Genomic DNA, 20,059 nt, shown 5'->3' with positions numbered 1-20,059 from the left:
AGCAAGTCGAAGCGGTCTTCCATCTCCTCGACCAGCGCGTCCAGCAGCCCTTCGGCCTGATCAGGGGTGATGGCACACCTCGTCATACGACGCTCTCGCAGGGGCACGGCCCCCGGGACGTCAGACCGTGCCGCGCCATGCCCCGTCGGCCACGCCGCGGGACTCGATGAACTGCTTGAAGCGGCTGAGGTCGCCCGACGTCCGGTGCCTGACGAACCCCAGCTTGTCGCCGACGTTCTCCGCGACTCCCGCCGGGTCGAAGTCCATCTGCAGCATCACCTTCGTGCGCGCGTCGTCGAGACGGTGGAACGTGACCACACCGGCCTGCCGCACCTCGCCGTCGACGGTGGTCCACGCCACTCGTTCGTCCGGGATCTGCTCGGTGATCCGTGCGTCGAACTCCCGCTTCACGCCCGCGATCTCGGTCACCCAGTGGGTGAGCGTGTCGGTCCGCTGCTCGATCCTCTCGACACCCTCCATGAAGCGAGGGAAGCTCTCGAACTGGGTCCATTGGTTGTAGGCCGTGCTGACCGGTACATCGACCTCGATCGACTGCTCGACCTTCGACATCGAATGCCGTCCTTCCGTGGTGACTTGGTACGCCCGCGGCGTCGGGGATGCCACGGGCGTGGGTTCCACGACGCCCCGGGTACCCGAGGCGACGGGCGGTATGCCTCCGCCCTCCCCGAGGCGGGCCCGCCACTGCCCCGTCGTTTCAGCCGGCGCGTGGCCCGGCACGGTGACGGAGTCGTACGGGAATCCTCCGGTCGCCGGACCGGAGCGTCGCGCGGCATCGGCGTCCGCCGGAGCCCAACGCGCCTTTCAGCTACGGGAGTCCGGCCGAGAGCCGGCCGCAGGAGACCCGGGTCCGATCGCCTCCCGCGATGCGCCGGGAGGCCGCCGGGTGAGCGCCGGCCGCTCACGACGGGCGACAAGGGTGGCGAGGAGCAGGGCGGCGCAGGCGAGGAGGGTCGAGCCGCGCCAGCCGAGGGCTTCGAGCACCGGCGCTGCGAGGGCGGTGCCGAGGGCTCCGGTGATGAAGTACAGCACCAGGTAGACGCTGCTGAGGCTGCCGCTGCGCTCGGGATCGATGGCGATGATCCGGCTCTGGTTGGCCGCCTGCGCGGCGAAGCACCCGGCGTCGAAGAGGGCGAGGCCGAGCCCCGTGACCAGGGGGGTGCCGAGCCCGGTGGCGAGCAGGGCGGCTCCGGCGGACGCGGCCAGCAGGCCGGCGGTGATCACGGTGCGGGCCGTGCGGCGGTCGGTGAGCCGTCCGGTCAGCGGAAGGACGGCGAAGCCGAGCAGTCCGGCCAGGCTGTAGAGCCCGATCTCGGACGGGGCGAGCGAGTGGGGCGGCTGGGCGAGGGCGAGGGTGAGAGTGACCCAGACGAGGTTGAAGGCGAAGTACCACAGGCCGCCGGCGGCCACCGCGCGGCGCAGTTGCGGGTACCCGCGCAGCAGTGGGGGAAGCGACCGGAGCGTGGTGAGGTAGCCGTGGCCGGACGACGGCCGCTGCCGGGGGAGGAGCGTCGCGGTGCACAGGGCGCCCAGCAGGGCGAGGGCGGCGAAGACGCACAGCATGCGCCGCCACCCGAGGAGGTCGGCGAGCGTCCCCCCGGCCAGCCGGCTGAGCAGGATGCCGGCCGACATTCCGGCGGCCACGACGGCGACATCGGTGGCGCGGCGCCCGGGCGGTGCATGGCGGCCGGCGATGCTGCCCGCCTGCGCCGCCACGCCCGCCGCCGCCCCGACGAGCAGGTAGGCGACGAGGAGGACGGCCGCGCCCCGGGAGGTCGCCGCCAGCAGGAGAGCGGCGGCCAGGAGTGTGAGCTGTCCGGCGATCAGGCGGTTGGGGGCCACGTGGTCCGTGAGGGGGAGCAGCAGGGCGAATCCGCACATGCAGCCGATGAGCGCGGCCGTCGGCACGAGACCGATCACGGCGAGGGGAACGCCGAGATGCGCGGCGATGTCGGTGAGCGCGGGCTGGACGGCGTAGTTGTTCGCGATCGCCGTACCGGCCGTGCAGGCGAGGAGGAACGTGCCGCCGCGGGAGAGGGTCACGGCCTCTCGCCCCGGGCGAGGACGACGGCGTAACGGCACGCGGCGTCGCTGGTGTTGGCGAAGACGCGCGGGAGGGGATCGCCCAGCTCGATGGTGTCGCCCGCCACCAGTTCGTGCACCGTGTCGCCTTCGTGGAAGGTCAGGCGGCCGTCGAGCACCCAGACGACCTGGCGGACGAAGGCGAACGCGGCGGCCGGATACGGCACCCGGGCACCGGCGGGCAGATCGATCTCCGCGATCTCGGCCGGGAAGTGCGGCCCGGTGATCTGGCGTCGGCGGTAGCCGGTCGCCGGATCGCGCCATTGAGCGGCGTCGGCCTTCCGGCGCACTCCCGGGCCCGTCCCCGTGCCGTGCCCGCCGGGCCCGGCGCCCTCGCCGTCGGCGGTGCCGTCGCCGGTCGAGCCTTCGGCGAGGGCGAACAGGGAGGAGACGCTGAGCTGGAAGGCGGCGGAGAGTTTCCCCAGCACGACGGCGGTGGGGCTGCTTTCGCCGCGCTCGATCCGGTGGATCATGGCGCGGGAGACGCCCGAGGCGTCGGCGAGCTGCGCCAGCGTCCACCGGCGCCGCTCCCGCTCGGTGCGGACGCGTGCGGCGATCTGCCCGACCAGAGGATCTACTATGTTGGACATGGTTCCAATATACGAGAAGCGCGGAGCGGTGACGGTCCGCCTGGCGACCCACGGCGACCTGGACCCCGTGCTCGCCATCCGCAACCACGCGATCGAGCACTCGACCGCCCTGTGGACGGAGACGAAGCAGACGCCTGACGAGGGCGCCGCCTGGCTCGCCGCGCACCTGGCCCGCCGCTCGGCCTTCGTCGCCGAGGCCGGCGGCGAGGTCGCCGGCTTCGCGGTCTACGCCCCGTGGCGGGACCTGGAGGGTTTCCGGCACACGGTCGAGGACTCGGTCTACGTGCGCGAGGACCGGCACGGGCTGGGTGTCGGCTCGGCGTTGCTGGCAGCGCTCATCTCGTCGGCGCGTGGGGCCGGGCACCACACCGTCGTCGCGGACATCGAGGCGGGCAACATCGCGTCGGTCCGGCTGCACGAGCGCTTCGGGTTCGAGCACGTCGGCACGGTGCGGGAGGCGGGCCTCAAGTTCGGGCGGTGGCTGGATCTGACGATCATGAGGCTGCCCCTGACCTGACCTGACCTGACCTGACCTGACCTGGCCTGACCGTCTGCCGGCTGCTTCGGCCGTGGCCGTGGCCGGCCGGCAGGTCGGGTGCGTGACGCGCGGCGGGGCCGCCGTTCGCGGACGGCGGCCCCGCCACGGGAACCTGCGGTCACCCGGTGGAGCGCGTCACAGACTCGCGTCGCGGTGCGTGGGACGGCCGTCGAGCACCGTGAGGAGGACGGGGAGGTCCGGCAGTTCCGTGGCGGCGGTGGTGAGCGGGTCGTCGGCGAGGACCGTCAGGTCGGCGCGGAAGCCCACGGCGATCCGGCCGGCCTCGTGCTCCTCGCCCGCCGCGTAGGCGGCGTCGACGGTCATGCCCTGGAGGGCCTCCAGCGCGGTCAGTGCCTGCTCCGGACCGTGCGGGGGCTGGGTGAGGTCGCGGCTCGGCCGCCGGTGCCGGGCGCCCGCCATGACGCCCAGCGGCGGGTAGGGCGCGATCGGCCAGTCGGAGCCCAGGACCACGGTGGCGCCGGAGTCCCGCAGGTCGCGGCAGCGCCATGCGCGCGAGGCGCGTTCCTCGCCGAGGCGGCGCGACCAGTTGTCGGTGTGGTCGGCGCGGGTGAAGTCGCAGCAATGGGTGGGCTGCATGGACGCGATGACGCCGAGCTCGGCGAAGCGGCCCAGAGTGTCGTCGGGCACGGTCTCGATGTGTTCGATCCGGTGCCGTGGCCCGGGTTCCTGGGCGGTCCTCGCCTTCTCGACCGCGTCGAGGGCATGCCGTACGGCGGCGTCACCGATGGCGTGCGTGGCAGTGGGCACGCCGGCCCGGTGGAACGCGCCCACGGCGGCGGTGTAGGCCCCGGGCTCCGGCCAGAAGGCGTGCGTGGACTCGCCGTGGCAGTCGGGGCGCTCCAGCCAGGCGGTGCCGTTGTCGATGGTGCCGTCCATGAACAGCTTGACTCCGTCCGTCCGCCACAGCGCACCGCCGGTGCCCTGCCGCTCGATGAGCGCGCGCAGGCCGTCGGCGTCGGTGCCGGGCCGGCACCAGGGCGCGACCCGCAGCCGCAGCGGCAGCTCTCCGGCCGCGTCCAGGTCGGAGTAGAGGGCGACGCTGTCGCCGTTGGCGTCCATGGCGTGGCCGCCCGTGAGGCCGGCGGCGGCCATGCCGCGCAGGGCGGCGGCGAACCGGGCGCGGCGCTCCTCGCGCGTCGGCTGCGGGGCGGCCCGCTCGACGAGTTCGCAGGCGGCGTCCTCCAGGAGCAGGCCCGTGGGGCGGCCCTTGTCGTCGCAGACGACCTCGGCGGCCTGGTCGAAGGTCCGCGGTCCGTCGACGCCGGCGAGTTCGAGGGCGCGAGGGCTCGCCAGCACGGAGTGGGCGTCGAAGAGTTGGAGGAGCGCCGGGACGCCGTCCAGCACGGGTGCCAGGGCGGCGGCTTCGACGGGCCTGTCCCCGAAGACGTTGGGGTCCAGGCCCCAGCCGTGCAGCCATGCGCCGGGGGCGAGGCTCCGCACAGCGCCGGTCAGCGCCTCGCGCACCGCGGCCAGGTCGGCGCAGCCCGACAGATCGAGGCCGTGCGTCAACTCCGCGCCCGAGACGGGGTGGAGGTGCCCGTCGACCAGACCGGGGGTCACCACGGCGCCCTTGAGGTCGACCACCGTCGTCGAGGAGTCCACGAGCGCCCGTATCCGGCGGTCGTCGCCCAGGGCGGAGATCCGCCCGCCGGACACGGCCAGGGCGGTCTCCGGCAGGAACTCGCCGGTGACCGGGTCGAGCAGGCGGGCGGAGAGCAGGACGAGAGGGGTGCGCACAGCGGCTCCTCGAAGGAAGGGATGGGGGAGAGGGGTGGTCGGGGGCGCCGGAGCGCGCGGTGTACGAATCCGTGCCCACCGGCTGCCCCGGCCGGGGACGATGCCGGCCGGAGCGAGTGGCGGGCTCGGCGCCCCTGTCCTGTTCAGGTCGGTGGCCGCACACGGCCGCCGCGGCCTGGGCGAGCGGTTGGACCCGGTGTCCGGTCCCGTCTGTACACCGCAGGCGTCAACTGGGCAGGCGTCGCCGGTCTCATGGCGGGCGTGACCGCGGCCGCCCTGTGCGTCAACACCCTCTACACCGGCCCGATCGCCGCCGCCCTGGGAGGGTTGGACCTCTCCCTGCCCGCCGGAATGACCGTCTCCGCCCTCGTCTACGCCGTCCTGATGCGCAACGACCGCACCGTGCTCGCCGCGAGGGCGGAGGCATGAGCGGCCGTACGGCCCTGCGGATAGCCGGGGAGAGCCCGTGGAAGCGCGGCTACGAACGCGGCCGCCGAGCACGCGACGGAATCGCCCGCGCGTGGCGCGTCTACGCGACGCTCTTCGAGACCGTCGCGGCGCGGAGCGGCCGGACGCTCGACCTTCCGGCGATCGCCGGTCGCACGGCCCAAGCGGCCCGCGCGTGGGCGCCGGAGCCGGTCGAGGAGATGGAAGGGGCGGCCGAGGGCGCCGGAGTGCCGTTCTGGACGATCGCCGCGCTCAACGCACGCACCGAGATCCTCGCCGAGGCGGGCGCCACCCGCGCGGGCGAGTGCTCCACGCTGGTCCGCACCGGCGTCCGGACCACCGGCGGCCAGTGCTGGGACTGGCACGAGGAACTCGCCCACGCCTGGCACATCCAGACCGTCAGCGGCGGCACCCGGAACTTCGCGGGCGTCACCGAGTACGGCATCCTGGCGAAGATCGGCGTCAACGACGCCGGAGTGGGCGTGCTCTTCAACATCCTCGGTCACCAGGACGACGCGGCCACCGGCGTACCCGTCCACCTCGTCGCCCGCCACGTCCTCGGCACGGCAGGCTCGTTCGACGAGGCTGTCGGCATCCTCGCCGGAGCCCCGGTGTCCGCCTCCACGGTCATGACCGTCGTGACCGCCGACCGCGCGGCATCCGTCGAGACGAGCCCGGCGGGCTCCGCGGTGATCGCACCGGACGACGGAGAGTGGCTCGTGCGCACCAACCACTTCCTCGCCCCCGCCCTCGCCGCCGGTGAACTGCGCGGGCGGCGCGAGCCGGAGACCTACGACCGGCACCGCCTGCTCACGGCCCGGGTGCGCGGCCGTCCGGGCCCGCTCGGCCGCGACGACTCGCCGGACTGCTCACCGCCCACCGCGGCGACGGCGCCGAGGTGTGCTGCCACGCCCCGGAGGGAGGAGAGATGGGCACCCGCTGGGCGACGCTGGCCACCGTCGCGGTGGACCCGGCAGAGCGGCGGCTCCTGGTGCACGAGGGCGGTCCCTGCTCGGCGCGGCCGTCGGCCTGGGCATCGGTCACCGCGCCGATGCCCTGAGCCGGCCGACACCGGAAGCAGCCGGTCCGCGGTGCCGCCGCGGTCGGCTCGCCAGTGTGTTCCGGCGGTGACGCGCCCGGTCGGGTCCGGCGGTACACGCGGTGCCGCCCGCCGCATCTCGTGCGGGTCGCCGTCGCGCCCCCTTCCCCATCACCGGGCGAGCGAGCGTGGCCGGCGTGGCCGCACGGGAACACCGAGCCCCCGGCGGCCTCAGGTGCTCACTACGCCGTCGGGCACGGACTGTCCGACCAGAGCGCGCGTCAGCTCCATGAGGCGGCGTCGGGCCGAGGCGTCGTACGCCTGCTCGTGCGCGCGGGCGTCCGTGAACTGGTCGAAGTAGCGGCCGGTCGTGGATTCCAGGGCCGGGTCGGTGATCAGACGGACGGTTGGCCCCACACCTTCCTCGACGCCGGTCACCGGCGTGAGGCCGTACGCGCGGACGCCCTCGGTGTCCATCAGGTGCGCTGGGTGAAGGGCGTTCACGGTGACGCCCGTGCCCGCGAGTTCGGCCGCCAGCTCGAAGGTCGCCATGATCATCGCGAGCTTGCTGCGGCAGTAGGCGCGCAGCCCCTCGTACCCGTGCTCCAGCATCACGTCGTCGAAGTCGACGGCCTCCTGGCCGATCGAGGCCACGTTCACCACGCGGGCGGGCGCCGACGCGGTGAGCAGCGGCAGCAGTTCGCGGGTGAGAGCGTACGGGGCGAGGTGGTTCACGGCGAAGCGCAGCTCGTGCCCCTGCCTGCTCACCTCGCGCCGCAGGGGCTCGACCCCGCCGCCGGCCACCGCGTTGTTGACCAGGGCGTCGAGCCGGGGCTCCCGCTCCCGCACTTGGGTGGCCATCGCGCGCACTTGGTCGAGGTCGGACAGGTCCGCGTGGTAGGTGCGGACGGGGGCGTCGGGGGCGTCGGGGGCGTCGGGGGTGGTGCTGCGTATCTCGGCCGCGACGGCGTCGAGGCGGGCGCGGTCGCGGCCGTGGAGCAGGACGGTGTGACCCTGAGCGGCGAGGCGGAGTGCGATGCCGCGGCCCAGCCCCTGGGTCGCGCCGGTGATCAGGACGGTGCGTGGGTTCATGGCCGTGATCGTGACAGGCGCGGTGCGGTGCAGGGAGTGTGTGCTGAACCTGGTGTCGCCACCACCAGGCACGGCCGCCCGGCGCCCCGGGCGCACGGGGGCCGGGAGCGGTCATGCGGCCGTCCCGGCGTGCCGTCGTCCGATGTCGAGCACCGCGAGAAAGCCCTCCACGTCCCAGGCGGCGCGGCCCACGAACAGGCCGTCGGCGCCGGGCACGTCGAGCAGCCGGGCCGCGTTGCCGGGGTTGACGGAACCGCCGTAGAGGATGCCCGCGACCCGCCCGCCCCACTCGGCGGCCGGCGCCTTGTGTACGGCGGCCGTCTCGTCCGGCCGCGGCTCACGGCCGTGCTCGCCGATCGCCCACGCCGGCTCGTAGGCGATCAGCGCGCGTGAGGTGTCGGCCAGGCCGTCGAAGGCGGCGGCCACCTGTGCCAGCACGTGCTCGACCGAGCCGCCCCGCGCGAACACCTCGGCGCTCTCGCCGCAGCACACCAGCGGCGTCAGTCCGTGCCGCGGCGTGGCCGCGACCGTCACGAACTGGACATCATCGGCCCGGCGATCGGCGACCTGGCGGGCGAAGACATCGACATGACGGGCCCGTTCCCGTCCGACACGATCTTCCTTGCGGGCCAAGGCGCGTGACTTCGACGGCATCCTGACGATGTATCACGACCAAGGGCGGATCGCGAGGAAGCTGACGGGCTTCGACGGGGGTGTGACCATCGCCGGCGGCCTGCCGGTGCCCATCTGCACCCCGGCCCACGGCACGGCCTTCGATGTCGTCGGCAAGGGCGTGGCCGCCACCGGTTCGATCCAGAACGCCTTCGATCTCGCGGTCCGTATCGGCGGGCGCGGGGCGGCGCGCGGGTGAGCCCGAACGGCGCCATGGACGCGGGGCGGCGCGCGGATGAGGCCCGAACGGTGCCGCGGACGGGAGCCGTCCGCGAGACGCCCCCTCCGGGCGCCGTGCACCCCGCGCTGTTCACGCGCCCGCCCGCTCGGCACCGGCGGTGCGGGCGCGGGCCACGAACGGGCGCGACACGACGGTGACCGCCAGCGACACAGCGGCGAGGGCGGTGATCGCGGTGCCGGGGGCGACGTGGTGGGCGACGCCTCCGGCGATCGCCGCACCGAGCCCCTGGCAGGTCATCCGGCCCGCCGACTCGACGCCCTGGACCTGGCCGCGGACCGGGCCGGGCGTCAGCTCGAGGAGCCGCTCCTGCAGAGGCAGCGTGGCGGCGAAGCCGACGCCGGCGGCGAACACCGCCGCTGCCCCCACCAGCACCGGCGGATACGTCACGAACAGCAGGAACGGGGCGGCGAGCAGCAGCCGCAGGGGGAAGGCGCAGCGGCGTCGCCGGTCGGCGGTGAGGAGGCGGCCCACGGTCAGGTCCCCGAGCAGCATGCCTGCCGCTCCGGCGGCCAGGAGGGGTCCGGCGCTGCCCGGGTCGTAGGAGATGAACAGGGCCTCGCAGCCGACGATGAGCCCGTTGGGGACCCACAGGTTCAGCAGGAGCGCCCGCCGGCCGGCGTGGGAGAAGAGCGCGACGTTCGTCTTCCGGGTACGACGCAGCCCGGGTCGCCTGGTGCAACGGATCGAGCGCTCCCTGACGGTGGCCGCCACCACGGCGAGCCCGAGACCGTTCAGGACCGCGGCGACGGTGAAGAGTCCTTGCGGGTCGAGGTGCCGCAGCAGCACGGCTCCGAGCGCGTGGCCGAGGATCGCCGTGCCGCCGGAGGTGATGTTCATGAGCGAACGGGCCGGGGCGTACGCGGAGAATGGCACGACCTCGGCGATCAGCCCCAGCCGTGTGCCGGTCGCCAGTGACTGGAAGAACCCCAGCACCAGCAGCACTCCGAACCGGACGCCCAGTGGCAGGCCCGGGACCGCCTGCGCGGCGACGCCCGCGACCGAGGCGAACTGGAGCGCGACGACGGTCCGGCGCGGCCGCCGCCCGTCCGCGACCGACATCAGGGTCAGCGCTCCGAGCACCGTCGCGAAGGTGGCGCCGTACATGCTGACGGCCGTCAGGAAGGGCGAGCCCGTCTCGTGGTCGACCAGGGTGCCGAGCGCGAGGCCCGACACGGAGCTCGCGGCGACCGACAAGGCGAAGCCGGAGCAGAGGCCGGTGAACTCGCTGTTGCGAAGCAGCTCGCGACAGCCGGTGGTGGGCACGGAGGGCGACATGGCAGCGGAGGAGTCAGAGGGCATGAAAAAAGCCTCCGGACGCGTGCACCGCCGCGCCGAAGGCCAACTGCCCACATTCTAGCAGTCATTCGTTCCCCTGCCGCCGCCCTCCCCGAGACGCGGCCGGGCGTGACGACGACGCGCAGGCCACCCCCGGTGCACCAGGCGGCGGCGACCAGGTCTCTCATCGGACGAGATGCCATAGGGGTCATTCGGGTGGTAAGCGGCCCGTGCCGCAACTGCGCGGACCGGCCCGGCAGTCCACCTCATCAGTTGCACGACAACCGAGGAGGTACGCATGAACAGCGGACAGGCATCCATCATCGCCCCGGTCGCGAACTCGGCGTTCGACACCTACCGCTTCCCCGGAGCCCTCGTCGACGACCCCGGGGCGGCGCACATCTCCTACGACGGCCTGGAGTCCGGCGACTACGTGCTGCCCGCCCCCGACCCCGGCCGGCGCGTCCCCCTGCCGCTGGAGCCCGCGGACCGGCGTCGCCTGGACCTGCACGCCGCACTGACCACCGCGGGCATCGCGCCGCTTCCCGGCGATCTGGCGGCGATCGAGGCGCTGTGCACGCTGGACGACACCACCCACGCCGCACTCCAGCGGTGGATCACCCGGTCCCTGTGACGGGCGGGCGGGCGTCCGCGCCGGACAGCGGGCGGACCAGGGCGTTCGGGGACCGGATCATCCTCCGTGATCCGGCCCCTTCGTCCTTGCGGCTTCGCTAATCACCTTTCCGTACGGTGATGATTGTGAAGTCAGCGCACTCAAGTAGGCCTCTCCGCCCGGGTTTGTGTGGGGTGACTTCAGGGCCACGCATGTGCGTCACCGGTTTGACAGGTGACGACGTTCGTGGAACAGTCATCCATGCGCAAGCCGGTGCACGTGGACGCACGGAGGGATTCAGATGATCAACAGGCGTGACTTCAGCAGGACCCTGGGGCTGGGCACGGCCGCGGCCGCCGTTTCGCTGACCGGCCTGCAGGGCTCGCAGACCGCGTCCGCCGCCCCCCGGAGCGCACCCGCGGCGTCGACCGTTCCCACGGTCACCCCCGGCGCACACACCACCTTTCCGCAGCTGAAGCACATCAGGGCCGGCCTGCTGAACGTCGGCTACGCCGAACTGGGCCCCGCCCACGGCCCCGCGGTCATCTGCCTGCACGGCTGGCCGTACGACATCCACAGCTACGTCGACGTCGCCCCCCTGCTGGCCGAGCAGGGCTATCGGGTGATCGTGCCGTATCTGCGCGGCCACGGCACGACGCGCTTTCTCTCCGACCGGACCTTCCGCAACGCCCAGCAGTCGGCCATTGCCCTCGACGTCGTCGCCCTGATGGACGCCCTGAAGATCGACAGGGCCGTTCTGGCCGGCTTCGACTGGGGCTCGCGCACCGCCGACATCATCGCCGCACTCTGGCCCGAACGCTGCAAGGCCCTCGTGTCGGTGGGCGGATACCTCATCACCAACCTCCAGGCCAACCTGAAGCCGCTGGCCCCTGGAGCCGAACACGCCTGGTGGTACCAGTACTACTTCTCCACCGAGCGCGGCCGGCTCGCCATGGAGGACAAGTCCCTGCGCCATGACCTGACCAGGCTCGTATGGGACACCGTCTCCCCGACGTGGGCCTTCGACGACGCCACGTTCGAGCGCACCGCGGCAGCCTTCGACAACCCCGACTACGCGGCTGTCGTCATCCACAACTACCGCTGGCGGCTGAGCCTCGCCGACGGGGAGCGCCGCTACGACGGGCTCGAGAAGCGGCTCGCCACGCGGCCGGTCATCGAGGTGCCCACCATCACCCTCGACGCCGAGCGTGATCCCTTCACCGCTCCGGGCAACGGGGCCTCGTACCGGGAGAGGTTCACGGGCAGGTACGAGCACCGAACCCTGACGGGGATCGGCCACAACCTGCCGCAGGAGGCGCCCGCCGACTTCGCCCAGGCCGTCATCGACGTGGACCGTTTCTGACGAAGCACCGATCGGCCCGCACGCCTCACTCCGGGCGACGGCACCTCCCCGCTCCTGGCCACCGTCACAAGGGTAACCAATCCGCCGGAGGGCCCGTTCCGCCAGAGACCGAAGGGACTTGGACCATGGAAAGCCAACACACCACGGACAGTGCCGCGGCGGCACGCCGAGCGCGGTTCGGCACGTTGCCCGAGCGCATACGCCAAGAGGACATGGTGGGGGAGAAGGCGGCTGCGCCGAAGGGCCCGACGCGGTACGACCCCGAGGGGTCGTGGATGTCCTTCTCCTGTCTCGCCGCCGAACTCGGCGTCTGAGCGCGGGCGGAGTCGGTGCCCCGGCGCCCGCCGCTCCGCGCCCGGCGGGCGACGCGGCAATCTCCGTACCGTCGGGCAGTGACCGGCTTGTAGGGTGGCCGGCTTGTGCCTGTCGACGCACGAGACGAAGGAGAGCCACGCCATGGCCGCGCCCTACCCTCCGATCGAACCCCACGACCGCGGGATGCTCGACACCGGCGACGGGAACCTCGTCCACTGGGAAGTGTGCGGCAACCCGGCGGGCAAGCCCGCCCTCGTCGTCCACGGCGGACCCGGTTCGGGCTGCTCGGAGGGCTCGCGCAGGTCGTTCGACCCCGAGCGCTACCGGATCATCCTCTTCGACCAGCGCGGCTGCGGCCGCAGCACACCCCACGCGAGCGACCCCGCCACGGACATGGGGCTCAACACCACCGAGCACCTGATCGCCGACATGGAGCGGCTGCGTGAACACCTGGGCGTCGAGCGGTGGTTGCTCTTCGGCGGCTCGTGGGGGTCCACGCTCAGTCTCGCGTACGCCGAGAGGTATCCCGAGCGGGTGTCGGAGATCGTCCTCGTCGCCGTGACCAGCACCCGCCGTTACGAGATCGACTGGCTCTACCGGGGCGTGGGCCGGTTCTTCCCCGAGGCGTGGCAGCGCTTCAGGAACGGAGTTCCCGAGGCCGACCGTGACGGCGACCTCGTCGGGGCGTACGCGCGCCTCATGGAGAGGCCCGATCCGGATGTGCGGGCCAAGGCGGCGGTGGACTGGTGCGCCTGGGAGGACGCGGTCGTCTCGGCCGAGCCCCAGGGCCGGCCCAACCCGTACGGCGACAGGCCGTCCCAGGCCAGGCTGGCGTTCGTACGGATCTGTTCGCACTACTTCGCCCACGGGGCGTGGCTGGAGGAAGGCAGGCTCATCCGGGACGCCGGGCGTCTGGCGGGCATCCCCGGCGTCCTGATCCACGGCCGCCTCGACATGAGCGGGCCGCTCGACACGGCCTGGGAACTCGCGCGCGCCTGGCCCGGCGCGGAACTGGTGGTCGTCGAGGACTCCGGACACCTGGGCAGTGCCGCGATGCGTACGGCGATGTACGGGGCGTTGGAGCGGTTCGCGCAGCCGGCGCGCTGAGAGGCCGGCCCGCGAACCGCCGGCCTCGGGGGGCTACATCCAGATGACGAAGTGATACCAGGCGATCCAGAGCCCCAGGAGCCCGAGAGCCATGCCGATGAGCGGCGAGCGGCGGGAGTTCGCCGTGCCGCGCAGCCGCCACAGGACGCCCGCGCCGCCGAGGACCGCGGTGAGGGAGGCGAAAGGCAGAAGGAAGGCCAGGAGGAATCCCCCGAGAGGGTAGGACGCAAGTGCGCAGCACCAGCCGACCAGGGAGAGGAGGCCGAACCGCAGTGGCCACAGGTCGGTGGGGGCGGGGGGAATCTCGATTCTGGTCGTGCGGGGACTTCTCCGGGGCCGCATGGCCGCTCCTGCGGGTTCGTGGTGGGCTGGTGCAACCGGTCCGGTCAGGCGGTGAAGACGCCCGTACGTTCCCCGACGAAGAGCGCCACAGAGGCCAGGGCGAGTGCGAGCAGCCCGATACCGGTGGTTGTCAACGCCGCCCACGGGACCGTTCTCGGCGATCCTTCCCGCATCTGACGTCTGCGCACAGCCACGCCGTGCCGGAGGAACAGAGCAACGCCGCACAGGCAGAGGGCCACGCCCCCGATCCGTGAGACCTCGAGACCCCACTCGAGAAGGGCGAAGAGACCTGTGGAAATCCATATGCCCATGACTCTTCCTTGCGGGTGCGAGCCCGATATCCGTGCTGATGTAAGCCGGGGCAATAAGATCATGAGGTGTGAACTGAGTCAACACCCATGACTACGGTGACGTGGAACTCCCGCTGCGCCGGGCCGTGACCGCGGGCGCGCTCGCCCGCGAACGGGCAGACGTTCAGCTGTGATGCGCACGGTCATGGGCGCGACCGCGCCGGGCATGGTGATGCCCGGCGCGTCCTACGCGTCTCGGCTCGCTTCGCGAGCCGCGCGCTCCACTCGGTCCCGATAACTCGCCCACCACGCCGAGTCACCCGGCGGCATGCTGTCGTTGCCCTTGTTCATCCCCACGGCGCCATCCAGTCGTTCCCGGATGATGTCGGCGTGCCCGGCGTGCCGGTGCGTGTCGGCGATCACGCGCACCACGGCATGGTGCAACGTCACCTCGTCCCTGCCGCTGGGCCACCACGGCACTCTGCCGATCGTGTCCAGGGCCAGCGCGTCGATCGTCGCGTCCGCGTGCGCCCACGCCCGGTGGTAGAGCCCCACTGTGTACTCGCGTGACTCGGCGGCGGTGGCCCACATCTCCGCATTGGGCTCGGCGCCCTCTTCGTGCCAGGGCAGCGGCTCGCCGGACGGCCGGCCGAAGGTGTCCCCGAGATAGCCCAGTTCCACGCCGGCCGCGTGTTTCACCATGCCCAGGAGGTTGGTGCCGGTCGGCGTCATGGGGCGGCGGATGTCGTACTCCGAGAGTCCTTCGAGCTTCCAGAGCAGGGCGTCGCGGGCGGACTGCAGGTAGAAGTGGAGGTCGCGCTTGGGATCGGATGCGGTCATGGGGCCAGTCTGCCGCTCGCCTGAGCCATGTCCACCGTCTTTCCCACCGGCGACAGCCCCCCGCCGGTCGGCAGTCGGCCTGACGGAGATCGTGGGGACACCGCCGGGCGGCCGCGCGTCGCGTACGTGATCGCGACGGCCACCGTGGAACGCGTCGGCAGCGTCAAACGGAGCAGCGCCGAGGAGACGCGCCCGCTCATCTCCCGTCGAGGAAGGCCAGGGTGCGCTGGAGCAGCAGTGCGGCGGCCTGCGCGTCGTAGGACGACAGCGAACTGTCGGCGAAGTTGTGCTGCTCGCCCGGATAGAGGTGCAGCTCGGCGTCGGGCACCTCGTCGACGAGCGCGCGGGCCGCCTCGGCGTCGCCTTCGTCGCGGAAGACCGGGTCCGCCTCCATGGCGTGGACACGTGCCGGGACTCCGGCGGGCCAGGGCCCGAAGTACGAGGTGGGAACGCACGCCGAGACGAGCACCGCGCCACGGGCGCCGGGGCGCGTCTGGGCCAGTTTCTGCGCGCTCACCACGCCGAGGGAGAACCCGACGAACACGACGGCGGCCGGCAGTTCCGCGACGGCACGGGTGCCGCGCGTCAGGATCTCCTCGACGCCGATCTCCGACAGGTGGGCCAGACCGGCCTTCAGTGTGCCGAACGTGTGGCCGTCGTACAGGTCCGGCGCGTGCACAGTGTGTCCGGCGCCCCGGAGTTCCTCGGCGAAGCCGAGGACCCCTGGAGTCAGGCCCTGGGCGTGGTGAAAGAGGACCACATCCGTCACGTCGCTCTACCTCCATGGCGCCGACCGCAGCGGTGACCCACGAGCTTAGAACACGTGCTCGTACGGGCCGGCCCGTTCACGCCGCGTGCCGGTCGCGCCGGCGGGACCGGCGCTTGAGGGAACGGCGCTCGTCCTCGTTCAGCCCGCCCCAGACGCCGGACTCCTGGTTGTTCTCCATGGCCCACGCGAGGCACTGCTCCCGGACCGGGCACCGCGCACAGACCTGTTTGGCCGCTTCCGCCTGCACGAGGGCCGACGCGCCGGTGCCGATGGGGAAGAACAGATCGGGATCCTCGTTCCTGCATGCCGCGTACTCACGCCAGTTCAGCACGTGCGTCTCTCCCTTCGGGATCGCTTGGCGCGGCGCTTCTCGCCGCGCCTCCTGTTGCGGGTGACCGGCCGATCGGCCCGCGAAACACGCGGAGCACGCCTCGGTGGCGTGGAGGTGACGCCGCCCACAGCCTTGAACTGCGGTCGGGAGAAAGGAACTTGACGCCGATGCCCAGGAGATGAACGCCAGGGGGTGTGGGGCGGCGGCGGTGGGGTAGATGACAGCGCAGGGCCCCGCCGCGTTCCCCCGTCGCGGCGGGGCCCTGTGCCGCTGCCGTCGCCCCTGCGGCGCCCGCTCACGACTTTCCGAGCGCCTGCGACGACGAGCTTCACGTGCTGTCCTTCCTGCGGTGGTGGACCTGGCCCTGGCACCGGTGGCGGCAGGCCGGGTCGTCACGACGGTCGTGCTCTCCGGAGGGTCCGAGGGGCGCCGGGTGTGACGTTCCCTGTCCCCGGCGAGAGGCGGGCCACGACGGGGAGCGGGGGCCACGGCCTGACACCGGAGGGCGACCAGGCCTGCGACGTCTTCCTCGTCACCCACCCGGAGAAGCTCTCCGCCGTCGAGCGGGACGAGGAAGCGGCGCCCGGAGCGTCACCGCGAGCGAGGGACGAGGACCGGACGGGCGGGCCCCGGGGGCGCCGGCTGAGGCGCGGACCTGCGGGCCGGCTGAGGCGCGGACCTGCGGAGTGGGCAGACGCTGGGCGGCGTGGCCGGGCAGGCAGGAGGGAGCACCGTCGTACGCCGGCCGACGAGCCGTTCACGGCCCCATGACGTCCACCCGACGAGACTGGCCTTCAGAAAACCCCCGTCCCACCCGTAACGTGGCGGCCGGGTCGAGCGTTCGGGCGTCCCGCCCGGCGTGGTCCGTGTGAGCGGCCCGGACCCGTGTGGCACGGCAGAGACGGCGCCGACACCATGGTGTACGTCACCGGCAGGCTGAAGGGATCGGGAATGTTCCGCAAGGTGCTGGTCGCCAACCGTGGGGAGATCGCGATTCGCGCGTTCCGCGCCGGTTACGAACTGGGCGCGCGCACGGTCGCCGTCTTCCCGCACGAGGACCGCAACTCGCTGCACCGGCTGAAGGCCGACGAGGCGTACGAGATCGGCGAGCCGGGACACCCGGTGCGGGCCTATCTGTCCGTGGAGGAGATCATCCGGGCGGCACGTCTGGCGGGTGCGGACGCCGTCTACCCCGGGTACGGGTTCCTGTCCGAGAACCCGGAACTCGCGCGTGCCTGCGAGGAGGCGGGCATCACGTTCGTGGGCCCGGACATGCGGACCCTGGAGCTGACCGGGAACAAGGCGCGTGCCGTGGCCGCCGCACGCGAGGCCGGTGTGCCCGTGCTCGGCTCGTCGGAGCCCTCCACCGACGTGGACGCGCTGGTCGCGGCCGCACAGGACATCGGCTTCCCGGTGTTCGTCAAGGCGGTCGCCGGCGGCGGCGGTCGCGGCATGCGGCGCGTCGAGGACCCCTCGACGCTGCGTGAGGCCATCGAGGCGGCGGCCCGCGAGGCCGCGTCCGCGTTCGGCGACCCCACTGTCTTCCTGGAGAAGGCCGTCGTCGACCCCCGGCACATCGAGGTGCAGATCCTCGCCGACGGGCAGGGCGGCGTCATCCACCTCTTCGAACGCGACTGCTCGGTGCAGCGCCGCCACCAGAAGGTGATCGAACTCGCGCCCGCTCCCAACCTCGACCCGGCGCTGCGCGAGCGGATCTGCGACGACGCCGTCAAGTTCGCCCGCCGGATCGGCTACCGCAACGCGGGCACCGTGGAATTCCTCCTCGACCGCGACGGCAACCACGTCTTCATCGAGATGAACCCGCGCATCCAGGTCGAGCATACGGTGACCGAGGAGGTCACCGACGTCGACCTGGTGCAGGCGCAGCTGCGCATCGCCGCCGGCGAGACGCTGGCCGACCTCGGCCTGACGCAGGAGGCCGTCGTCCTGCGCGGTGCCGCGCTGCAGTGCCGGATCACCACCGAGGACCCGGCCAACGGCTTCCGCCCGGACACCGGCATGATCAGCGCGTACCGCTCGCCGGGCGGCTCGGGCATCCGCCTCGACGGCGGCACCACACACGCCGGTACGGAGGTCAGCGCCCACTTCGACTCGATGCTGGTCAAACTGACCTGCCGGGGAAGGGACTTCAGGACGGCGGTCAGCCGGGCACGGCGTGCGGTGGCCGAGTTCCGCATCAGGGGCGTGTCCACGAACATCCCGTTCCTGCAAGCCGTGCTCGACGACCCGGACTTCCGGGCCGGGCACGTCACGACCTCCTTCATCGAGCAGCGGCCGCACCTGCTCACCGCGCGCCACTCCGCCGACCGCGGTACGAAGCTGCTCACCTACCTCGCCGACGTCACGGTGAACAAGCCCCACGGACCCCGGCCCGACCTGATCCCGCCGGCCACCAAGCTGCCACAGCTGCCCGCCACCGAGCCGCCGGCCGGCTCCCGCCAGCAGCTCACCGCGCTCGGCCCGGAGGGCTTCGCACGCATGCTGCGCGAGTCACCGACCATCGGCGTCACCGACACCACCTTCCGGGACGCCCACCAGTCGCTGCTCGCCACCCGGGTCCGCACCAAGGACATGCTCGCCGTCGCCCCCGTGGTGGCGCGCACCCTGCCGCAGCTGCTGTCCCTGGAGTGCTGGGGCGGCGCCACCTACGACGTGGCCCTGCGCTTCCTCGCGGAGGACCCCTGGGAACGCCTGGCCGCGCTGCGCGAAGCCGTACCGAACATCTGCCTCCAGATGCTGCTGCGGGGCCGTAACACCGTGGGCTACACCCCGTACCCGACCGAGGTGACGGACGCCTTCGTGCAGGAGGCGGCCGCCACGGGAATCGACATCTTCCGGATCTTCGACGCGCTCAACGACGTCGGACAGATGCGACCCGCCATCGACGCCGTGCGCGAGACCGGGTCGGCGGTCGCGGAGGTCGCGCTGTGCTACACCGCCGACCTGTCCGATCCGTCGGAGCGGCTCTACACCCTGGACTACTACCTCCGGCTGGCCGAGGAGATCGTGGCCGCCGGCGCCCACGTCCTGGCCGTCAAGGACATGGCCGGGCTGCTCCGCGCCCCGGCGGCCGCCACGCTGGTGTCCGCGCTGCGCAGGGAGTTCGACCTGCCGGTCCACCTGCACACCCACGACACCGCGGGCGGGCAGCTCGCCACCTACCTCGCGGCGGTCCAGGCCGGTGCGGACGCCGTGGACGGGGCCGTGGCCTCCATGGCGGGCACCACCTCGCAGCCGTCGCTGTCGGCGATCGTCGCCGCGACCGACCACACCGAGCGGCCGACCGGACTCGACCTCCAGGCGGTCGGAGACCTGGAGCCGTACTGGGAGAGCGTCCGCAGGATCTACGCACCGTTCGAGGCCGGTCTCGCCTCGCCGACCGGGCGCGTGTACCACCACGAGATCCCCGGCGGCCAGCTCTCCAACCTCCGCACCCAGGCGATCGCGCTCGGACTCGGCGACCGCTTCGAGGAGGTCGAGGCGATGTACGCCGCCGCGGACAGGATGCTCGGCAGACTGGTGAAGGTCACCCCCTCCTCGAAGGTGGTCGGCGATCTGGCGCTGCACCTCGTGGGGGCCGCCGTCTCCCCGGAGGACTTCGAGGCGGATCCCGGCAGGTTCGACATCCCGGACTCGGTCATCGGCTTTCTGCGCGGCGAGTTGGGCAACCCGCCCGGCGGCTGGCCCGAGCCGTTCCGCAGCAAGGCGCTGGAGGGCCGCGCCGAGCCCAAGCCGGTGCGGGAGCTGACCGCGGAGGACCGCACCGGCCTCGACAAGGACCGGCGGACGACGCTCAACCGGCTGCTGTTCCCCGGGCCGGCGAAGGAATTCGAGACACACCGGCAGACCTACGGCGACACCAGCGTGCTCGACAGCAAGGACTTCTTCTACGGGCTGCGCCCCGGGAAGGAGTACGCCGTCGACCTCGGACCGGGCGTGCGGCTGCTCATCGAGCTGGAGGCCATCGGCGAAGCCGACGAACGGGGCATGCGCACCGTGATGTCCACGCTGAACGGCCAACTGCGGCCGATCCAGGTACGGGACACCGCTGCGGCAGCCGACGTACCGGTGACCGAGAAGGCCGACAGGGGCAACCGGGGGCATGTCGCCGCGCCGTTCGCCGGCGTGGTGACGCTCGCGGTCGCCGAGGGCGACGAGGTGGAGGCCGGTGGCACGGTGGCCACCATCGAGGCGATGAAGATGGAGGCGGCGATCACCGCCCCCAAGGGCGGAAGGGTGACCAGGCTGGCCATCAACCGCATCCAGCAGGTGGAGGGCGGCGACCTCCTCGTCGAGATCGCGTAAGCCGTCCGCCG

19 protein-coding genes and 1 pseudogene are annotated in these 20,059 nt (G+C 72.6%); 9 read left to right on the top strand and 11 right to left on the bottom strand.

Annotation, left to right across the window (positions count from 1 at the left end; all coding sequences use genetic code 11):
• Window positions 1–120: 120 nt before the first annotated feature.
• The 3 genes from AB0K02_RS28560 to AB0K02_RS28550 form a co-directional block, all read right to left on the bottom strand.
• The gene (locus AB0K02_RS28560) at window positions 121–570 is read right to left on the bottom strand and encodes an SRPBCC family protein (RefSeq protein WP_365995423.1); all 450 of its coding nucleotides are present in this window, start codon (window positions 568–570) and stop codon (window positions 121–123) included.
• Between the two features lie 252 nt (window positions 571–822).
• Window positions 823–2,061, bottom strand: a complete 1,239-nt coding sequence (locus tag AB0K02_RS28555; RefSeq protein ID WP_365995422.1) for an MFS transporter — start codon at window positions 2,059–2,061, stop codon at window positions 823–825.
• Window positions 2,058–2,690 carry an XRE family transcriptional regulator gene (locus AB0K02_RS28550; RefSeq protein ID WP_365995421.1) on the bottom strand — a complete coding sequence of 211 codons (633 nt, stop codon included), beginning with the start codon at window positions 2,688–2,690 and terminating at the stop codon, window positions 2,058–2,060. The genes AB0K02_RS28555 and AB0K02_RS28550 overlap by 4 nt, the downstream gene beginning before the upstream one ends.
• On the opposite strand from AB0K02_RS28550, the gene AB0K02_RS28545 reads away from it, so the two are divergent.
• Window positions 2,689–3,207: an N-acetyltransferase family protein gene (locus AB0K02_RS28545; protein ID WP_365995420.1), complete on the top strand. Its 519-nt coding sequence runs from the start codon at window positions 2,689–2,691 to the stop codon at window positions 3,205–3,207. The genes AB0K02_RS28550 and AB0K02_RS28545 overlap by 2 nt on opposite strands.
• Before the next feature lie 156 nt (window positions 3,208–3,363).
• Here the strand turns inward: AB0K02_RS28545 and AB0K02_RS28540 are convergent, their stop codons facing one another.
• Window positions 3,364–4,986, bottom strand: coding sequence for an amidohydrolase (locus tag AB0K02_RS28540; protein ID WP_365995419.1), 1,623 nt, complete (start codon window positions 4,984–4,986; stop codon window positions 3,364–3,366).
• A gap of 261 nt (window positions 4,987–5,247) precedes the next feature.
• On the opposite strand from AB0K02_RS28540, the gene AB0K02_RS28535 reads away from it, so the two are divergent.
• Both AB0K02_RS28535 and AB0K02_RS28530 read left to right on the top strand, forming a co-directional pair.
• Window positions 5,248–5,415 (top strand): hypothetical protein, encoded by a 168-nt coding sequence (locus AB0K02_RS28535; RefSeq protein ID WP_365995418.1) that lies wholly within the window; start codon window positions 5,248–5,250, stop codon window positions 5,413–5,415.
• Window positions 5,412–6,248: pseudogene (locus tag AB0K02_RS28530) on the top strand (C45 family peptidase); the annotation flags it as partial. The gene AB0K02_RS28535 and the pseudogene AB0K02_RS28530, both read left to right, overlap by 4 nt.
• A 455-nt stretch (window positions 6,249–6,703) precedes the next feature.
• Here AB0K02_RS28530 and AB0K02_RS28525 read toward each other — a convergent pair.
• The gene (locus AB0K02_RS28525; protein WP_365995417.1) at window positions 6,704–7,564 is read right to left on the bottom strand and encodes an SDR family NAD(P)-dependent oxidoreductase; all 861 of its coding nucleotides are present in this window, start codon (window positions 7,562–7,564) and stop codon (window positions 6,704–6,706) included.
• A 111-nt stretch (window positions 7,565–7,675) separates the two neighbouring features.
• Window positions 7,676–8,218, bottom strand: a complete 543-nt coding sequence (locus AB0K02_RS28520; protein WP_365995416.1) for a triose-phosphate isomerase family protein — start codon at window positions 8,216–8,218, stop codon at window positions 7,676–7,678.
• 7 nt (window positions 8,219–8,225) lie between these two features.
• Between AB0K02_RS28520 and AB0K02_RS28515 the strand changes: the two genes are divergently transcribed.
• Window positions 8,226–8,435 carry a 4-hydroxythreonine-4-phosphate dehydrogenase PdxA gene (locus AB0K02_RS28515; protein ID WP_365995415.1) on the top strand — a complete coding sequence of 70 codons (210 nt, stop codon included), beginning with the start codon at window positions 8,226–8,228 and terminating at the stop codon, window positions 8,433–8,435.
• Between the two features lie 111 nt (window positions 8,436–8,546).
• Here AB0K02_RS28515 and AB0K02_RS28510 read toward each other — a convergent pair whose 3' ends face one another.
• Complete coding sequence (locus AB0K02_RS28510) at window positions 8,547–9,776, bottom strand: hypothetical protein (protein ID WP_365995414.1); 1,230 nt, start codon at window positions 9,774–9,776, stop codon at window positions 8,547–8,549.
• Window positions 9,777–10,050: 274 nt separating this feature from the next.
• On the opposite strand from AB0K02_RS28510, the gene AB0K02_RS28505 reads away from it, so the two are divergent.
• The 4 genes from AB0K02_RS28505 (at window position 10,051) to pip (ending at window position 13,150) form a co-directional block, all read left to right on the top strand.
• Entirely contained in the window at window positions 10,051–10,386 is a 336-nt protein-coding gene (locus AB0K02_RS28505) for a hypothetical protein (protein WP_365995413.1), read from the top strand.
• A gap of 280 nt (window positions 10,387–10,666) precedes the next feature.
• The gene (locus AB0K02_RS28500) at window positions 10,667–11,728 is read left to right on the top strand and encodes an alpha/beta hydrolase (RefSeq protein ID WP_365995412.1); all 1,062 of its coding nucleotides are present in this window, start codon (window positions 10,667–10,669) and stop codon (window positions 11,726–11,728) included.
• Between the two features lie 125 nt (window positions 11,729–11,853).
• On the top strand, window positions 11,854–12,042 hold the full coding sequence (locus AB0K02_RS28495; RefSeq protein ID WP_365995411.1) for a hypothetical protein: 189 nt from the start codon (window positions 11,854–11,856) through the stop codon (window positions 12,040–12,042).
• 142 nt (window positions 12,043–12,184) lie between these two features.
• The gene (pip, locus tag AB0K02_RS28490) at window positions 12,185–13,150 is read left to right on the top strand and encodes a prolyl aminopeptidase (RefSeq protein WP_365995410.1); all 966 of its coding nucleotides are present in this window, start codon (window positions 12,185–12,187) and stop codon (window positions 13,148–13,150) included.
• A 33-nt stretch (window positions 13,151–13,183) separates the two neighbouring features.
• Here pip and AB0K02_RS28485 read toward each other — a convergent pair whose 3' ends face one another.
• From AB0K02_RS28485 to AB0K02_RS28470, 4 genes are all read right to left on the bottom strand, one after another.
• A complete protein-coding gene (locus AB0K02_RS28485; protein ID WP_365995409.1) occupies window positions 13,184–13,492 on the bottom strand; it encodes a hypothetical protein in 309 nt (102 codons plus the stop codon).
• Between the two features lie 536 nt (window positions 13,493–14,028).
• Window positions 14,029–14,622: a DinB family protein gene (locus tag AB0K02_RS28480; protein ID WP_365995408.1), complete on the bottom strand. Its 594-nt coding sequence runs from the start codon at window positions 14,620–14,622 to the stop codon at window positions 14,029–14,031.
• 196 nt (window positions 14,623–14,818) lie between these two features.
• A complete protein-coding gene (locus AB0K02_RS28475) occupies window positions 14,819–15,391 on the bottom strand; it encodes a dienelactone hydrolase family protein (protein WP_365995407.1) in 573 nt (190 codons plus the stop codon).
• 76 nt (window positions 15,392–15,467) lie between these two features.
• Window positions 15,468–15,722 (bottom strand): WhiB family transcriptional regulator, encoded by a 255-nt coding sequence (locus AB0K02_RS28470; protein ID WP_365995406.1) that lies wholly within the window; start codon window positions 15,720–15,722, stop codon window positions 15,468–15,470.
• Window positions 15,723–16,673: 951 nt separating this feature from the next.
• On the opposite strand from AB0K02_RS28470, the gene AB0K02_RS28465 reads away from it, so the two are divergent.
• Window positions 16,674–20,048 carry a pyruvate carboxylase gene (locus AB0K02_RS28465; RefSeq protein ID WP_365995425.1) on the top strand — a complete coding sequence of 1,125 codons (3,375 nt, stop codon included), beginning with the start codon at window positions 16,674–16,676 and terminating at the stop codon, window positions 20,046–20,048.
• Window positions 20,049–20,059 lie beyond the last annotated feature (11 nt).

The sequence above is a fragment of the Streptomyces sp. NPDC049597 genome (genome assembly GCF_040675505.1).
Lineage (GTDB): Bacteria > Actinomycetota > Actinomycetes > Streptomycetales > Streptomycetaceae > Streptomyces.
This window is presented reverse-complemented; position numbering and strand designations above follow the sequence as displayed.

What these genes read in the sequence shown, in the direction of transcription:
- AB0K02_RS28560 (WP_365995423.1), bottom strand. Translation starts at nt 570, where the DNA reads ATGTCGAAGGTCGAGCAGTCGATCGAGGTCGATGTACCGGTCAGCACG.
- AB0K02_RS28545 (WP_365995420.1), top strand. Translation starts at nt 2,689, where the DNA reads ATGGTTCCAATATACGAGAAGCGCGGAGCGGTGACGGTCCGCCTGGCG.
- AB0K02_RS28550 (WP_365995421.1), bottom strand. Translation starts at nt 2,690, where the DNA reads ATGTCCAACATAGTAGATCCTCTGGTCGGGCAGATCGCCGCACGCGTC.
- AB0K02_RS28525 (WP_365995417.1), bottom strand. Translation starts at nt 7,564, where the DNA reads ATGAACCCACGCACCGTCCTGATCACCGGCGCGACCCAGGGGCTGGGC.
- AB0K02_RS28520 (WP_365995416.1), bottom strand. Translation starts at nt 8,218, where the DNA reads ATGCCGTCGAAGTCACGCGCCTTGGCCCGCAAGGAAGATCGTGTCGGA.
- AB0K02_RS28515 (WP_365995415.1), top strand. Translation starts at nt 8,226, where the DNA reads ATGTATCACGACCAAGGGCGGATCGCGAGGAAGCTGACGGGCTTCGAC.
- AB0K02_RS28510 (WP_365995414.1), bottom strand. Translation starts at nt 9,776, where the DNA reads ATGCCCTCTGACTCCTCCGCTGCCATGTCGCCCTCCGTGCCCACCACC.
- AB0K02_RS28505 (WP_365995413.1), top strand. Translation starts at nt 10,051, where the DNA reads ATGAACAGCGGACAGGCATCCATCATCGCCCCGGTCGCGAACTCGGCG.
- AB0K02_RS28500 (WP_365995412.1), top strand. Translation starts at nt 10,667, where the DNA reads ATGATCAACAGGCGTGACTTCAGCAGGACCCTGGGGCTGGGCACGGCC.
- AB0K02_RS28495 (WP_365995411.1), top strand. Translation starts at nt 11,854, where the DNA reads ATGGAAAGCCAACACACCACGGACAGTGCCGCGGCGGCACGCCGAGCG.
- pip (WP_365995410.1), top strand. Translation starts at nt 12,185, where the DNA reads ATGGCCGCGCCCTACCCTCCGATCGAACCCCACGACCGCGGGATGCTC.
- AB0K02_RS28485 (WP_365995409.1), bottom strand. Translation starts at nt 13,492, where the DNA reads ATGCGGCCCCGGAGAAGTCCCCGCACGACCAGAATCGAGATTCCCCCC.
- AB0K02_RS28480 (WP_365995408.1), bottom strand. Translation starts at nt 14,622, where the DNA reads ATGACCGCATCCGATCCCAAGCGCGACCTCCACTTCTACCTGCAGTCC.
- AB0K02_RS28465 (WP_365995425.1), top strand. Translation starts at nt 16,674, where the DNA reads ATGTTCCGCAAGGTGCTGGTCGCCAACCGTGGGGAGATCGCGATTCGC.